13 protein-coding genes are annotated in these 15,351 nt (G+C 69.3%); 10 read left to right on the forward strand and 3 right to left on the reverse strand.

Translation table 11 applies throughout. From position 1 onward, the window contains the following. Window positions 1-8: 8 nt before the first annotated feature. The 3 genes from J3486_RS05605 to J3486_RS05615 are packed head-to-tail and all read left to right on the forward strand — an operon-like array spanning window position 9 to window position 3,517. Window positions 9-926: a carbohydrate ABC transporter permease gene (locus J3486_RS05605; RefSeq protein ID WP_207818789.1), complete on the forward strand. Its 918-nt coding sequence runs from the start codon at window positions 9-11 to the stop codon at window positions 924-926. Between the two features lie 22 nt (window positions 927-948). Further along, window positions 949-2,286, forward strand: coding sequence for an ABC transporter substrate-binding protein (locus J3486_RS05610; RefSeq protein WP_207818790.1), 1,338 nt, complete (start codon window positions 949-951; stop codon window positions 2,284-2,286). Between the two features lie 28 nt (window positions 2,287-2,314). Beyond that, window positions 2,315-3,517, forward strand: a complete 1,203-nt coding sequence (locus J3486_RS05615; protein ID WP_207818791.1) for a Gfo/Idh/MocA family protein — start codon at window positions 2,315-2,317, stop codon at window positions 3,515-3,517. A gap of 155 nt (window positions 3,518-3,672) precedes the next feature. Here J3486_RS05615 and J3486_RS05620 read toward each other — a convergent pair whose 3' ends face one another. After that, complete coding sequence (locus tag J3486_RS05620; protein ID WP_207818792.1) at window positions 3,673-4,503, reverse strand: hypothetical protein; 831 nt, start codon at window positions 4,501-4,503, stop codon at window positions 3,673-3,675. A 210-nt stretch (window positions 4,504-4,713) separates the two neighbouring features. Further along, the gene (locus J3486_RS05625) at window positions 4,714-5,736 is read right to left on the reverse strand and encodes a LacI family DNA-binding transcriptional regulator (RefSeq protein ID WP_207818793.1); all 1,023 of its coding nucleotides are present in this window, start codon (window positions 5,734-5,736) and stop codon (window positions 4,714-4,716) included. A gap of 297 nt (window positions 5,737-6,033) precedes the next feature. Here J3486_RS05625 and J3486_RS05630 point away from each other — a divergent pair, with 297 nt between their 5' ends. The 6 genes from J3486_RS05630 (at window position 6,034) to J3486_RS05655 (ending at window position 13,861) form a co-directional block, all read left to right on the forward strand. Beyond that, complete coding sequence (locus J3486_RS05630) at window positions 6,034-7,341, forward strand: ABC transporter substrate-binding protein (RefSeq protein WP_207818794.1); 1,308 nt, start codon at window positions 6,034-6,036, stop codon at window positions 7,339-7,341. Window positions 7,342-7,343: 2 nt separating this feature from the next. Then, entirely contained in the window at window positions 7,344-8,294 is a 951-nt protein-coding gene (locus J3486_RS05635; RefSeq protein ID WP_207818795.1) for a carbohydrate ABC transporter permease, read from the forward strand. Further along, a complete protein-coding gene (locus tag J3486_RS05640) occupies window positions 8,291-9,142 on the forward strand; it encodes a carbohydrate ABC transporter permease (RefSeq protein WP_207818796.1) in 852 nt (283 codons plus the stop codon). Before J3486_RS05635 ends, J3486_RS05640 begins: the two co-directional genes overlap by 4 nt. A gap of 34 nt (window positions 9,143-9,176) precedes the next feature. Next, the gene (locus tag J3486_RS05645) at window positions 9,177-10,934 is read left to right on the forward strand and encodes an alpha-galactosidase (protein WP_307804698.1); all 1,758 of its coding nucleotides are present in this window, start codon (window positions 9,177-9,179) and stop codon (window positions 10,932-10,934) included. Between the two features lie 87 nt (window positions 10,935-11,021). Next, window positions 11,022-12,884 carry an alpha-L-fucosidase gene (locus tag J3486_RS05650; protein ID WP_207818797.1) on the forward strand — a complete coding sequence of 621 codons (1,863 nt, stop codon included), beginning with the start codon at window positions 11,022-11,024 and terminating at the stop codon, window positions 12,882-12,884. A 212-nt stretch (window positions 12,885-13,096) separates the two neighbouring features. Beyond that, window positions 13,097-13,861: a DUF3472 domain-containing protein gene (locus tag J3486_RS05655; RefSeq protein WP_207818798.1), complete on the forward strand. Its 765-nt coding sequence runs from the start codon at window positions 13,097-13,099 to the stop codon at window positions 13,859-13,861. Window positions 13,862-13,970: 109 nt separating this feature from the next. Here the strand turns inward: J3486_RS05655 and J3486_RS05660 are convergent, their stop codons facing one another. Next, a complete protein-coding gene (locus tag J3486_RS05660) occupies window positions 13,971-14,306 on the reverse strand; it encodes a carboxymuconolactone decarboxylase family protein (protein WP_207818799.1) in 336 nt (111 codons plus the stop codon). Between the two features lie 151 nt (window positions 14,307-14,457). Here J3486_RS05660 and J3486_RS05665 point away from each other — a divergent pair, with 151 nt between their 5' ends. Continuing rightward, window positions 14,458-15,351 (forward strand): helix-turn-helix transcriptional regulator, encoded by an 894-nt coding sequence (locus J3486_RS05665; protein ID WP_207818800.1) that lies wholly within the window; start codon window positions 14,458-14,460, stop codon window positions 15,349-15,351.

Here is a 15,351-nt window from a genome sequence, read left to right on the forward strand (position 1 = left end):
TGACCGACATGGCTGCCGTGGCAACCGCGACGCCCCTACGGCCCACCAGGCGCCGGACGTCCCTCGGCCGGATCGCCGCCTGGGCGGTGATGGCCCTGATCCTGCTCATCACCCTGCTGCCGTTCTACTGGATCCTGCGCACCGCACTGTCCACGAACACCGCGCTCGCCGCGCATCCCGGCGACCCCCTCCCGGTGGACCTCACCACCGGCGGCTTCGAGCGGGCCCTGGGCCTGCAGTCGGCCCAGGAGGCGATCGCCCAGGGCGGAGCGGGCGGCGGACTGAAGTTCTGGCGCTATCTGCTCAACTCCGTGATCGTCTCGACCCTGATCACCGTCTGCCAGATCTTCTTCTCGGCGATGGCCGCCTACGCCTTCGCGCGGCTGAAGTGGCGCGGCCGGGACAAGGTTTTCGCCGTGTTCCTCGCCGGGCTGATGGTGCCCGCGATCTTCACGCTGCTGCCGAACTTCGTGCTCATCAAGCAACTCCACCTGGTGGACACGCTGTTGGGCATCGCTCTGCCGACGTTGTTCATGACCCCGTTCGCGGTGTTCTTCCTGCGCCAGTTCTTCATGAACGTCCCGAGCGAGGTGGAGGAGGCCGCCCTGCTGGACGGGGCGGGCAAGGTCCGGATCTTCTTCCGGGTGCTCCTGCCGATGGCGTCCACGCCCATCCTCACCCTCGGCGTGCTGACGTACATCACCTCGTGGAACGACTACTTCTGGCCGCTGATGGTGTCCTACAGCGACAGTTCGCGCGTGCTGACGGTGGCGCTCGCCATCTTCCGGGCGCAGACCCCGCAGACGGGTTACGACTGGTCCGGCCTGATGGCCGCGACCCTGATCGCCGCGCTGCCGATGCTCGCGCTCTTCGGGTTCTTCGCGCGCCGCATCGTCAGCACCATCAGCTTCACCGGCATCAAGTAAGGGGACAGGTGTGCGAGTTGGGATGCGAAGTGCGATCGCGCTGACCGGAGTGCTGGCCTTGTCCCTCGCCACCGGGTGCGCGAAGAACGCCGGTGCGGGAGGGGGCGCGAACACGGTGACGTACTGGCTGTGGGACGCCAACCAGCTGCCCGCCTACCAGGCCTGCGCGAAGGGGTTCGAGAAGGAGAACCCCGGACTGAACGTGAAGATCAGCCAGATGGGCTGGGGCGACTACTGGACCAAGCTGACCGCGAGCTTCATCGCGGGGACCCAGCCGGACGTCTTCACCGACCACGTCCAGAAGTTCGGCCAGTTCGCCGACCTCAAGGTCCTCCAGCCGCTGGACGACCTGAACATCGACCCCGCCGACTACCAGGCGGGCCTCGCCGACAACTGGATCGGCGAGGACGGCCATCGGTACGGCGCCCCCAAGGACTGGGACACGGTCGCCTTCTTCTACAACCGGAAGATGACGCGGTCGGCGGGGATCACCCCGGAGCAGCTGAACTCGCTGTCGTGGAACCCGAAGGACGGCGGCAGCTTCGAGAAGGCCATCGCCCACCTCACGGTCGACGTCCACGGCAAGCGCGGCGACGAACCCGGCTTCGACAAGCACCACGTCAAGGTGTACGGCCTCGCGACCGGCGGGGGCGGAGACGGCGACGGCCAGACCCAGTGGAGCAACTTCGCCGCATCCGCGGGCTGGAAGTACACCGACAAGAAGCGGTGGGGCACCGAGTACCAGTACGGCAGCAAGACCTTCCAGTCCGTGATCAAGTGGTACTTCGGCCTCGCGGACAAGGGGTACCTGGCCCCGCTCACGGACTTCAGTGCCGGCGCCAATCCGGCCAACGCGCAAGTGGCCGCGGGCAAGGCGGCGACCGCCTTCGACGGCGCCTGGATGATCTCCACGTACGCCGCGATGCAGGGCATCAAGGTCGGCACCGCCTTCACACCGGTCGGTCCGACCGGCAAGCGGGCCACCATGATGAACGGCCTCGCCGACTCCATCACCAAGCAGGCCCACAACAAGCGGGGCGCCGAGAAGTGGGTGAAGTACCTGTCCTCCGACGCCTGCCAGAAGATCGTCGGCGGCTACGGCATCGTCTTCCCCGCCACGCCCGACGGCACGAAGGCCGCGGTGGCCGCGTACAAGAAGAAGGGCATCGACGTCAGCGCGTTCACCCGGCCGGTCGCCGACACGAAGGACTTCAGCACCTTCACCTACCCGATCACCAACTACGCGGCGGACGTGTACGCGCTCATGCACCCCGCGATGCAGGGCGTGTACGGCAGCGGTCGCTCCGTCGGCAGCCTCGGTCAGACCAACGACCAGATCAATCTGATCCTCTCCCAGTGACCTCTCGACAACGAAGGACATGCCTTACATGACGTTCTCTCTCGGCATCGTCGGTGCCGGCCAGTTCTCCGGCCAGTTCGCCACCCTCTTCCAGGCGCACCCCGGCGTCGGCGATGTCTACGTCACCGATCTGCTGCCGGAACGGGCCGAGGAACTCGCGGCGGCCCAAGGGCTGGCCGGCACGTTCCCCTCGTACGAGGCCATGCTGGAATCCCCGGCCGTCGACGCGGTCGCCATCTTCACCCAGCGGTGGACCCACGGCCCGCTCGTGCTGCAAGGACTGAGGGCGGGCAAGCACGTGTATTCCGCGGTGCCCATGGCGATCAGCAGGGACGAGATCGCCGCGATCATCGACGCGGTCAAGGTGACCGGACTGACCTACATGATGGGGGAGACCAGCCAGTACAACCCGGCGACCGTGCACGCCCGCAACCAGATCGCCGAGGGCGCCTTCGGCCGGATCTTCTACGCCGAGGGCGACTACGTCCACGACATGGACCTCGGGTTCTACGAGGCCTACCAGTACAGCGGCGGAGAGAACTGGAAGCAGACCGCCAGTTATCCGCCGCTGCTCTACCCGACGCACTCGGTGGGTGGTGTGCTCGGGGCCTGGCAGACGCACGCGGTGAGCGTGTCGGCCGTCGGGGTCGTGGACGGGCGCGGGGACGGCGTCTTCGACAAGGAGGTCAGCCAGTTCGGCAACGACTTCTCCAACGCGACCGCGCTGTTCGAGGTGGCGGGCGGGGGCTCGTTCCGCACCAACGAGTTCCGGCGGGTCGGCTACCCCTCGTACATCCGGGAGTCGCGCTTCCGTTTCTTCGGGACGGACGCGAGCATGGAGCAGCTCGCGACGGTGGCGTTCTGGCAGGACAAGAAGGGGGTGCAGGACATCAGCGAGCTGCTGGAGCCCAAGCCCACCCTGTCGCCCGACGATCCGTCACTTCAGCACATCGCGCCGGAACTCCGCGCCGCCTTCACGTCCGGTTCGGCGCCGGTCCACGACCGGGCGCGGCTGCCGCGGGAGTTCGACCATCTGCACAACGGCCACGAGGGCAGCCACCACTTCCTCGTCGACGACTTCGTGACGGCGGTGCACACGCGGTCGCTGCCGTCGGTGAACGCCTGGGTCGCGGCCCGCTACACCCTGCCGGGGATCGTCGCGCACGAGTCGGCGCTGCAGGGCGGAACCCGGCTGGAGATCCCGGACTTCGGGGACGCCCCCGAGGCGTGATGCCGGTGCGTGAGGGGACGATGGCGCGGCGCGGATGATGGGCGACGCGTGCCCGTCCGTGCTCTCGGGACACGGGCGGACACGCGTCGGCGCAGGCATCGGCATGAGCGTCGACGCCCGGCCGGTGTGCGGGACGGAGCGGGGGCGGAGCGGGATCAGAGCCGGGTCGCCGTCATGTTCCGGAAGAGGATCTTCGTGTCGATGATGTCGGCCGGGTCGCTCAGGATCGAGCGGTAGATCCCCCATTTCGGGCGTACGTAGTCCCCCTCGTCGGGGTTGATCACCCCGGTCATGCTCCCTTGCGCCGCGACCGGCGCGCCGTCGCCGGTGCCGTCCAGCAGGGTGAAGGAGGCCGCCCCGCTCTGGCCGGGAGTGATCTGCCAGCTGGCGGTGGTCCAGTGGCCACGGATCGGGGCGAGGGCGCAGGACGCGATGGTGGGGGAGCCGGAGTTGGCGTAGGCGCGGGCGCGCAGCCGCTCGGTGCCGTCGCTGTCGCGGGTGAGGTCGACCGTGAGCCAGGGGCCGTCGTTGGTCGCCGGGGTCTTGGTCTGGAAGATGTGGGTGAAGTGGCTGGTGCCGTGGAGCGAGGTGGGGATCCACATCTCGTAGGCGATCCGCCAGGTCTCGCCGTCGTGCATCTCGATGGCGGTGCCGTCCTGCACCATGCCCTTGACCTCGGTGCGTTGGCGGTCTCCGCCACCGGTGCTGTCGAGGTCGTCGGCCCAGATGTTGAGTCGGTAGTGGTCGCTGTTCTCGACCAGCGCGTAGGTGCGTTCGGGGTGGGCGCCGACGCGGTCGGCCTCCAGCCCCTCGAAGGCGTTCAGGCCGTCGGCGACCTCGTCGGGGTACCAGGCGAGGGTGGCGGCCGATGCCGTGAACGCCGAGCCCAGCGGTCCGACCGCGAGGGGTACGGCGACGGCGCCTGCGGCGAGGGTCCGCAGCGCGGTTCTGCGTGTGAGGGAGTGCGGTGCTTCACGGTTCGTCATGTCCGAGTCACCCTTCTCGAGCCAACACATCCGATGTCTCTGGGATGAACGCCGGAACCATACACGGCGGGGACGCCGCGCAACACCCCTGTTGAGCGCGGTTGGTGATGATCTGAGCAGTGACGACAGGGCGGCAATTGTTCGATATTGCGAACGAAAGAAGGGGGTGTCATCAGCTCCCGAGGAGATAGATCCGATGACTGATCGTCATCACGTCGATTGGCGCACCACGAGGCTCGGCACGATCACCGTCTCGGGTTGCGCGGGCCCGCCCCGCAACAGTGCCGCCACCTGTTCCACGGCGGCCCGGCCGACCTGGCGCTTGTCGACGTACAGCGTGGTGAGCGGCGGCTCCACCAGTTCGGCGAGCGCCAGGCCGTCGCAGCCGACGAACGCGCAGTCGTCCGGCACGACGAGTCCACGCTCCCGGGCGCGCCGCAGCGCTCCGACGGTGATCAGGTCGTTGTAGCCGAGCACGGCGGTGGCGTCGGGATGGTCGGCCAGGACGCGGTCCATGCCGTCGGCGCCGCCCTGGACCGAGTTGGCGACGGGCACGACCCACGTCTCGGCGGGGTCGAGGCCGTACTCGGTGACGAGCGAGCGGAAGAGGTGGTGGCGGGTGCGCGGTGCGGCGGCGTCGTCGCGCCCCTGGTCGTCGAGCATGACGATCCGACGATGCCCGGCCCCGGTGAGGTGCCCCAGGGCCTGACGCATTCCGGCCTCGAAGTCGATCCGGACCCCGCCGACCCCGGGCGGACGCGTGTCGTGGTCGAGGAGCACGAGGGGGATCCCACTGGCCCGGACCCGCTCCACCGCCGTGTCGTCGTCGAAGTACCCGATGCAGGCGTCGACATGGTCGGCGATCGTGGCCGCCACGGTCTGCTCGCGCTCCAGCGCGGAGCCGGTGCTGTAGACGGCGACCTGCCAGCCGCGCTCGTCGGCCGCGTCCATCACCCCGGCCACGACCTCGGGGAAGAACGGGTTGAGGACGTCCGCGACGACCAGGCCGAGCGTCGTCAGGCTCGAACCCGCCATGCCGCGGGCGTGCCGGTTGGGCCGGTAGCCGAGCGTCTGCGCGACCTGCAGCACGTGCGCCCGGGTCTGCGGATCGATCTCCGGCTTGTCGTTGATGGCGCGCGAGACGGTCTGCCGGCTGACCCCGGCGGAGCGGGCCACGTCCTCGATCGTGACGCTGCGGCGCGCGCCGTTGCGCGAGGTGCGGGGGGTGGGCATCAGTGGTGCCTTCTTTCCTGTCTGCCCAGGTGTCGCCCCACCCCTCGGGTCGGATGGTTCACGTGAGCGCTCACGGCCATCTTCGGCAGGCGGTTCCGAGGTGTCAACGGCCGAGTGGATCAGTGGTGTTGCCCCGCAGATCGACGCGTTCGAGCTTTTGTGTGCACCGGTATTGACGTGTACACCCGCTGCCTTCAAGGTTCTCCGTGAGCGCTCACGGGAACGTTCACGGGCCGATCGTGGCCCGCGCTCCCGGCCAGCAGGCGCCCCTTGTGTCTCGATCTGTCGGAGGACCGCGTGCGCATCACGCCATACACCCGCAGGGCTGCTCTCACCGGGCTCACCGCGTCTTTGCTGCTGACCTCGCTCGTCGCCTGTTCCGTCGACGAGGGCACGGGCTCCGGCGCGTCGGGCAAGGGGAAGCAGCAGATCACCTTCCTCACCTTCGAGACGTCGAACCTGACCCCCGCCTACTGGGACGCGGCGATCAAGCGGGTCACGCAGAAGTACCCGGACCTCACGGTGAAGAAGCTGGTCGCGCCGACCGCCGACCGCACCGCCTACGCCAAGCAGCTCCTGGCCTCGGGCCAGTTCCCCGACGTGATGATCGCGGTGGCGCCGACCGGGCTGGGCGACGCGGGAAACCTGTACGCCTGGCAGCCGGACGAGCTCAAGGACTTCCAGGTCCCCGACGGCGGCGCGATCGGCGGGAAGGTGTACCAGCTGCCGGCCAACACCCAGTCCATTCCGGTCGTGTACTACCGCAAGTCGATGTTCAAGAAGGCCGGCATCACCGCCCCTCCCCACACGTACGACGAACTCGTCGCAGACTCCGGCAAGTTGAAGACCCAAGGACTGCAGCCGTTCGTCGTGGGCGGTGGCAAGGACGCGTTCCCGAGCGTGCTGCCGCTGACCGGCACGGTCGCCACGGACGTCTACAAGAAGGACCCCGACTGGATGGTGCACCGCCGTGAGGGCAAGGTGAGGTTCACCGACCCCACGTTCGTCGGCGCGCTCACCAAGATCCAGAAGCTGGCGCGGCAGGGCTACATCGACAAGAAGATGATCTCGCTCGACTACGCGGCGACCGAGCAGGCCTTCCTCAAGGGCAAGGGCGCGATGTACCCCATGGGCTGCTGGTTCGCGGCGGCCGGCGACAAGAGCCCGATCAAGAACGACATCGGCGTCTTCAACTGGCCCACCGACGACGGCTCCGTGCTCTCCTCGGGCTACACCGGCGGCGGCCTGTCGGTGAACGCGCACTCCAAGCACCTGGAAGCGGCGAAGAAGTTCGCCCTCGCCTTCCAGCTGGACAAGTCCAACCTCGACAACTCCGTGAAGTCCGACGCCCTGTTCCCGGCGATCAAGGGCTACACGCCGCCGGCCGGCACGGGCCCGGTCTACAAGGAGTCCTACGACCTGTGGCAGACATCGCTGAAGCAGAAGGCCACGGTCAAGGCCTTCGCCTGGGAGACCGGCGGTGACGCGCTGCTGCCCGGACTCGATGCCAAGGTGCACGCGGCGGCCCAGGACGTGATCCTCGGGCGCAAGAGCCCGAAGGAAGCCGCCGCCTACCTGGACGCCGAGTGGGAGAAGGCCTCCTGACCATGGCGACCGACACCCAACTGCGGCCACGGGCGCGGAGGTCGGCCCCGTCCGCCGCCGCGCGACCGGGGCGCCGCCGCAGGCTGCGCTCCGCCCTCGGCCGGTTCGCCGTCTTCGGCGCGCCGGGACTCCTCGTGTACGCCTGCTTCGTCCTCGCGCCGGTCCTGCTCAGCCTGGGCTACAGCCTCACCGACTACAACCCGTTCAGCCCGCCCACCGAGTTCGTCGGCCTGCACAACTATCAACTCCTCCTGCACGACGACGAGTTCCTCCAGTCCCTCAAGGTCACCGTGCAGCTCACGGTGATGATGGTGGTGCTGCCCAACGTCGCGGGGCTCGGCATCGCGATGCTCCTCGACCGCAAGGGCTGGTTCTACAACGCCTGGCGGGCCGTGTTCTTCGTCCCCGTCGTGCTCAGCTCGGTCGTCGTCTCCGTCGTGTGGACCCGGCTCCTCGCCGACGACGGCGTCGTCAACCAGGCGCTCGGCTGGATCGGTATCGACCCCGTCGGCTGGCTCTCCGACCCCTCGCTCGCCCTGTACTCGCTCGGCGTCATCATGTCCTGGCAGATGCTCGGCTTCTGTGTGGTGGTCTACCTCGCCGGACTCCAGTCCGTGCCCGGGGAGCTGCTCGAGGCCGCCGCCATCGACGGCGCGGGTCCACTCGCCCGCTTCCGGCACGTCACCTGGCCGCTGCTCGCCCCCGCGCTGACCGTCAACACCGTCGTCCTGCTGATCACCGCGTTCAAGGCCTACGACCACATCCAGGTCATCACCGGCGGTGGCCCCGGCTCCGGTACCACCGCCACGGTCGCCCTCGTCATCCTGCAGACCGGCTTCACCGCCAACCGCCAGGGCTACGCCTCCGCCATGGCCCTCGTGATGCTGGTGATCGTCGCGACCGTCGCGGCCTTCGCCCTGCGGCTCCTGCAGCGCAGGGAGGTCGCACTGTGACCGCCACCCGCACAACCGTGACCGCCACCCGCGCGCCCTGGCTGCGCCCCCTCGTCGTGACCGTGCTCGGCTGCGTCTTCGCCGTCCCGCTGTACGTCGTCCTCGCCAACGCCTTCAAGCAGGGCTCCGACATCGCGCCGCACCCGGCGAACCTGCCGCTGCCGCCGACCCTCGACAACCTCACGAAGGTCGTCAGTCGGCCCGACCACCTCTTCTGGGTCAGCCTCACCAACAGCCTCGTCGTCACCACCCTGTCGGTGATCGTGCTGACCGTGCTGTCGGCCATGCTCGGCCACTACCTGGCCCGCACCGCCTCGCGCTGGGGCAAGGCGGCCACCCTCGTCCTGCTCTGCGGACTGATGATCCCGCCCCAGGTGATTCTGCTCCCGCTCACCCAGGTACTGCGCACGTTCGACCTGATGGCGACCGTGCAGGGGCTCGTCCTGTTCAACGTCGGCTACTACGTGCCCTTCGGGGTGTTCGTGTTCGCCGGGTTCGTCAAGGGCATCCCGGTCGAGCTGGAACAGGCCGCCGCGATCGACGGGGCGGGCTGGTTCCGCACCTTCTGGCAGGTCGTCTTCCCGCTGCTCCGCCCTGCCACGGCCAGCTCGGTGATCTTCTTCGGTGTCTGGATCTGGAACGACTTCCTCAACCCGCTGATCATTCTGGGCCCCGGCAGCGGCACCACGGTCACCACCGGCATTTACCGCGCGATCGGCCAGTACCAGGCCGACTTCGGCACCGTCTTCGGCCTCATGCTCCTCGCCACACTCCCGGTCCTCGTCCTCTACCTCGTGCTGCAGAAGCAGTTCGTGAAGGGGCTGACCGGCGGCGCCACCAAGGGCTGAGCGAGCGATCTCCCGCACCCGAAAGGCAGTTCACGTGACATCCACCGCGGTCACCACCGCAGAGCGACCGCCTGCCCCCACCCACCGGCTCCTCGACCAGGTCCGCGTCGCCGTCCTCGTCGACGGCACCCCCCTACAGCCTGCCGTGCGCTCCCTGCCCGACGGAACACACGCCCTCGACGTGTCCGCGCCCGAAGGCGCGGCCGTCGAGATCCGCCTCTCCACTCCGCTGCGCGACGCGGTCGGCTACTGGTACCCCGACTGCGGCTGGCAGCGCGCCCTGCCCCCCGACTGGGCCGGCGCGCTCGACACCTGCCTCGTGCGCGGCGCGGCCATCGGCTGCCTCTACGAGACGTCCGGCGCGACGCTGCTCACCTTCGCCGCACAGGACCACAGCGCCGAGGTCCGCACCGTGTTCGGCGTCTCCGAGCAACACAAACAGTTCGTCGTCCACCTCGAACTGACCGCGCGCGACGAGCCGTACACCGTGATCCTGGCACCGCGCAGCGCCTCTCCGGCAGCCGCGCTGCGCGTGGTGCGCCGGCGGCTCCTGGCGTCCTCGCCCCTGGCCCCGCTGCCGCTGCCCGGAGCAGGACGCACACCCGCCTACTCCACCTGGTACTCGTTCGGCCAGGACGTCACGGCCGCCGGGGTGGAGCGCGAGGCACGCCTCGCCGCCGACCTGGGGTGCGGCCTGGTGATCCTCGACGACGGCTGGCAGCGCGGCGGACGCGAGCGCGGATACGCCTGGGCCGGCGACTGGCAGGTCGACACCGAGAAGTTCCCCGACCTCGCGGGGCATGTCCACACCGTGCACGAACTCGGCCTGGCGTACATCGCCTGGCTCGGGCCCCTGCTGCTCGGCCCCGCGTCGCCGGCGTGGGAGCGGCTGTCCCCGTACGCCCTCGTCCCGAGTCCCACCGCACCCGGCGCGTACGTCCTCGACCCGCGCCACTGCGAAGTCCGCGCCCACGTCGTCGACACCTGCACCCGACTGGTCGCCGACCACGGCCTCGACGGCCTCAAGCTGGACTTCCTCGACGACGCCACCGTGTACGCGGACGCGGGCGGCAGCGTCGCCGAGGCCATGGCCGTACTGCTCGGCGACATCCGGGAGGCGCTCACCGCCCTGTGCCCGCAAGGCCCCCTGATCGAGCTGCGCCAGCCCTACCTCGGCCCCGGCATGAGCGCGTACGGGAATCTGCTGCGCGCCACCGACTGCCCGGCCGACGCCACCGCGAACCGGGTCCGCACCGTCGACGCCGCACTGACCGCGATCGGCGGCGCCGTCCACTCGGACATGCTCATGTGGGACCCCGACGCCGAACCGGAATGGGCGGTCCGCCAGCTCCTGGCCGTCCTCCACGCGGTACCCCAACTGTCGTGCAGAATCGGCGACCTGACGGCCTCGCAGCACGAGGCGCTGGCGTTCTGGCTGCGCCAGTGGAAGCGGCTCGCGCCGACGCTGCTCGACGGCGACGTCGAGCCGGGCCGCCCCGACGAGCTCTACCCCGTCCTCCAGGCCCACGCGGGCGAGCACCAGGTCGCCGTCGTGCACGCCGACCGCCCCGTCCCGCTCGACCTGCTCAGCCACCCCCGGGCCGATCTCGTCAATGCCACCGGGGCCGACACCCTGGTCTGCAACGTGCCGCACGGCCCGGTGGAGGCCGCGATCACCGCGTACGACGCCCGCGGCAGGGTGACCGGATCGTGGGTCCGCACCCTCGGCGGACCCATGGCCCTGACCGTGCCCCGCTCCGGGCTGCTGTCGATTCTGGCCGCGCACCACTGACGGTCACCCCGCCTCGCGCACCTCGTCCCACGTCACTCGACCGTACGACGACCGCATCACCCATACCCACAGGAGGCCCTTGCCGCCATGAGACACAGAGACCCGCACCGCCCACGCCGCCTCGCGGCCCTGGCAACAGCGCTGTCGGCGCTGCTCAGCGCACTCCTGCTCACTCCGTCGCCGGCCCCGGCGGCCGCCGCCCCGACCGCGTCGGCCACCGCCGACGACGCCGTCCCCGGGATGTACAACCCGCGCCAGAACTGGCTGCGCGCCGCTTCCGGCGGCCTGTTCCTGCACTGGGGCATGTACACCGAGCCCAAGCACTACGACTGCGCCTCCTGGGAGAAGGCGGTGAACGACAGCGGCTGGAACCCGGACTACTGGGTCGACCAGACGAAGAAGCTGCACGGCTCGTACATCGTCCTCGCCACCTTCCACAGCCGCCTGGGCTACGCCCGCCCCTGGCCCTCCAAGATTCCCGGCAGCTGCTCGACGCGGCGCGACATCCTCGGTGAACTCATCGACGCGGCCAAGGCCAAGGGCATCAAGGTCATCCTCTACATGACCGACGACCCGCAGTGGCACGACTACGCGGGCCCCGAATCCCTCGACTCGGGCGCGTACTCCGCGTACAAGGGCAAGAACGTCGACCTGACGACCCGCCCCGGCTTCGGAGAGTTCAGCTACGACAACTTCTTCGAGGTGATGAAGCGGTACAAGGACCTCGCGGGCTTCTGGATCGACAACGACAACGAGTACTGGGAGGACCACCACCTCTACGAGCAGATCCGTGAGCAGCGCCCCGACATGCTGCTGAGCAACAACAACGAGGACACGCCGATCATGGACACCGTGTCCAACGAGCAGAAGACCGGCATGACCCCGGACTACGACATGCCGGCCGCGTACATGACGTCGATGCCACGGCTGACCGAGTCCTGCTACAAAGTGCCCTCCACCGGCGCCTGGTGGTACGACGGCCAGGACCGCCCGGTCGACACCGCGCTCAACATCCGCCGCTACATCGCCAACGCGGGCACCTCCTACAAGTCCCTGATGGACTTCCAGGCGCAGGTCGACGGCACCTTCCCGCCGCAACAGCAGGCGTTCATCGACACGTTCGACCGGTACATCGACCCGATCTGGAAGTCGGTGAACGGGGTCGAGGGCGGCGGCTACCTCTACGGCGGCCTGCGTCCGGGCGCCTTCGACGACGGCGCGTACGGCTACACGACGGTCAGCAAGAGCGACCCGACGCGCCAGTACATCCACGTCACGACCCGGCCCACCGGCACGGACCAGGTCCGGCTCCGCGACAACGGCCACAAGGTCGAGGGGATCACCGACCTGCGCACCGGGCGGCGGATCGCCTTCGACCAGCGGGACGGCAGCGTGACGCTGAAGGGCATCAAGGACTGGGACCCGTACGACACCGTCTTCCAGGTGACGACGCTCCGCCACAAGCAGGGCCTGTACGCGCCCGGTTCGGTGACGGCCACCGCCACCTCGGCCAAGGACGGCCACCCGGCGGCGAACCTCACCGACGGTGACGCCACGAAGCTGTGGGACGCGGACGGCAAGGTCCCCGTCTCGATCACCCTGGACCTGGGCGACGTGAAGAAGGCGCAGTACGTCGGCATCGACCAGACCGAGTGGTCGCCCACGTACAACCGGGAGTCGTTCGGCCGCAAGGAGGACTCGGCCCGCATCAAAGACTACAAGGTCTACGTCAGCGACGACGGCGAGCACTGGGGCGAACCGGTGAAGACCGGTGTCATGGACGGTGCCCGCTCCACCCGCTACATCGACCTGGACACCACCACCCGCTACATCAAGCTGGAGGTGGACAGCATCTGGGCGGCGCCGACGGTGACCAAGTACTACAACCAGCTGAAGATCGACGAGATCACGGTCGGCCGGACCTACCCGAGGGGCCACAGCCCCGAGTGACACGACGCAGTGGGCCCGCATCCCCGGCCGGGACGCGGGGCCCACTGCCGCGTCGGACGCAGCCGTGATCCCCCGAGAGTCCAAGTGCGGTCGAGCATTGGTCCATGGCCCCGCCGGCCCCGGAGCCATAGGAAGTTCAACGACTCGAGGTCATGGTGTCCGTTCCGGTGAGGGGGCGCCATGACTCCCCCCACGCAAAGGAGTTCGAGGACATGTCACGAGGATCGGCATTCCGTAGAAGTGCCGTACTCTCCCTGGCCGCAGCGCTGTTGCCGGTCGTCGCCCCCGCATCGGCGAGCGCCTCCGTCGGCGGCGGGAACGTCCTGGTCAGCTGGTCCGTCCCGGGCACCCCGGCCGGAGGCCTGAGCAACATCACGTTCCCGATCACCGTCAACCCCGCCACGGCCCACCAGGCCGGAACCTACTTCGCCCAGCAGTACGACTTCGAGTACGCCATGGGCTACACCGGCCTGCAGCCCAGGGCGAACAACGGCAGCACCGAGCGCCTGTCCGCACGCTTCTCCACGTTCACCGCCGGCGCGAGCACCACCGACCCGCTCTGCCATGCGGGCGCGGACGGCGGCCCCGGCGTCACCTGCGCGGTGGACTTCGACGGGGTCTACGGCCATCGCTACGACATCAAGGTCGCCCGTACCGGCACCGACACCTGGACCGGCACGGCGACCGACAGCGTCACCGGCACCGCCACCCACCTGGGGACCTGGACGCTCCCCGCGGGCAGCGGCAACCTCAAGGGCTCACAGGTCGGCTTCGTCGAGTACTACGCGGGAATCCCCAGCTGCGCCGAAATGCCTCGCACGGACGGCGTCTTCGGCGGCCCCACCTCCACCGACGCGGGCGGCCTGAGCGGCACCACCAGGGCCGAGTACGAGTACAGCGACTGCGTCGGCGAGGCGAACTATCAGGCGCAGGACGCGGGATCGGGGACGCACGTCACCCGCGGATTCGTGTCCTGACCGACGGAGCGAAGGGCGCAACGGCAAGGGTGGCCCGGATCGCGCGACGACCGGGCCACACCGCGCTGGTGAGGCTCGTGAGGCGCCGGTACCGCCACGTCCGGGCCGCTCAGTCCTGCTGCTCGACGATGTTCTTCAGCACGCTTGTCGCTGCCATGCCATGAGGCCATCCGCAGTAGAACGCCAGATGCAGCAGGGCCTCCTGCAGTTCCTTGTCGGTGACGCCGTTCTGGCGGGCGAAGCCGAGGTGGAACTGCAGCTGATCCGTCTTCCCGAGCGCGGTCAGAGCCGCGACGGTGACGAGGCTGCGGTCACGCTTGGACAGGCCGTCGCGCTCCCACACCTCGTCGAAAAGGACCCGGTCGGTGTAATGGACCATCCCCGGGGCGAAGTCGCCGAAGGCGTTCTTCCCGCCGGTCCAGCCGCTGCTCGTGTGCTCCGTCATGATCTCTCCCTGCCTGCGTAGACGCCGTCGGCCGATCCGTACCGGCGCAAGGCCCAGGGGACCGCCGGACCTGCCGGGCGGGGGAGTCCCTGGTGAGGGGCGTACTGACAGGGCATCCCTCAGAGCGGCTCCGCGCTTTAGCGTGGAACGCATGGACGCCAGGAACGAAGCACGGGAGTTCCTCATGTCCCGTCGAGCGAACCTCACCCCCGAGCAGGCCGGCCTGCCGGTCTCCGGGCACCGCAGAGTGGCCGGCCTGCGCCGCGGCGAGGTGGCGATGCTCGCGGACGTGAGCCCCGAGTACTACGCCAAGATCGAGCGCGGCCACCTGGCCGGCGTTTCGGACGCCGTCCTGGAGTCGGTCGCCCGGGCACTCCAGCTGGACGACGCCGAGCGCGAGCACCTCTTCGACCTCGCCCGCGCCGCCAATGGAGCGGCCCGGCCCGTCCGCAGGCGCAGGCCGAAGAAGTGGGTGCCCAGGGACAGCCTGACCCGTGCGCTGGACGCCGTCGTTCTCGGGCCCGCCTTCGTGCGCAACGGTCGGATGGACGTCCTCGCCACCAACGCTCTCGGGCGTGCCTTCTACGACGAGGTGTTCGACGGCTCCGGGCAGGGAAATCTGGCGCGCCACTGCTTCCTCGACGAGCGGGCCCGGGCGTTCTACCCGGACTGGGAGGCGGCTGCGGACATCACCGTGTCGATCCTGCGCACCGAGGCGGGCAGAGACCCCCGGGACAAAGTGCTGCACGACCTGGTCGGCGAGCTGTCCACCTGCAGCGACGCGTTCCGCACCCGGTGGGGAGCACACAACGTGCGTCGGCACGGCTCGGGCACCAAGCAGTTCCACCACCATGAGGTCGGCGACCTCACGCTGACCTACGAAGGTCTTGAGCTGACCGCCGAGCCCGGCCTCTCCTTCCTCATCTACACCGCGGAGCCCGGCTCGCCCAGCCAGGAGCGCCTGCAGCTGCTCGCGAGCCTCGCCGCGACGTCCACCGCACGATCGCCGCACGGCGAACGCCCGGCCACGACCCAGGAAAGCTGA

It is taken from the genome of Streptomyces sp. VRA16 Mangrove soil (genome assembly GCF_017377775.1).
Classification (GTDB): Bacteria; Actinomycetota; Actinomycetes; order Streptomycetales; family Streptomycetaceae; genus Streptomyces.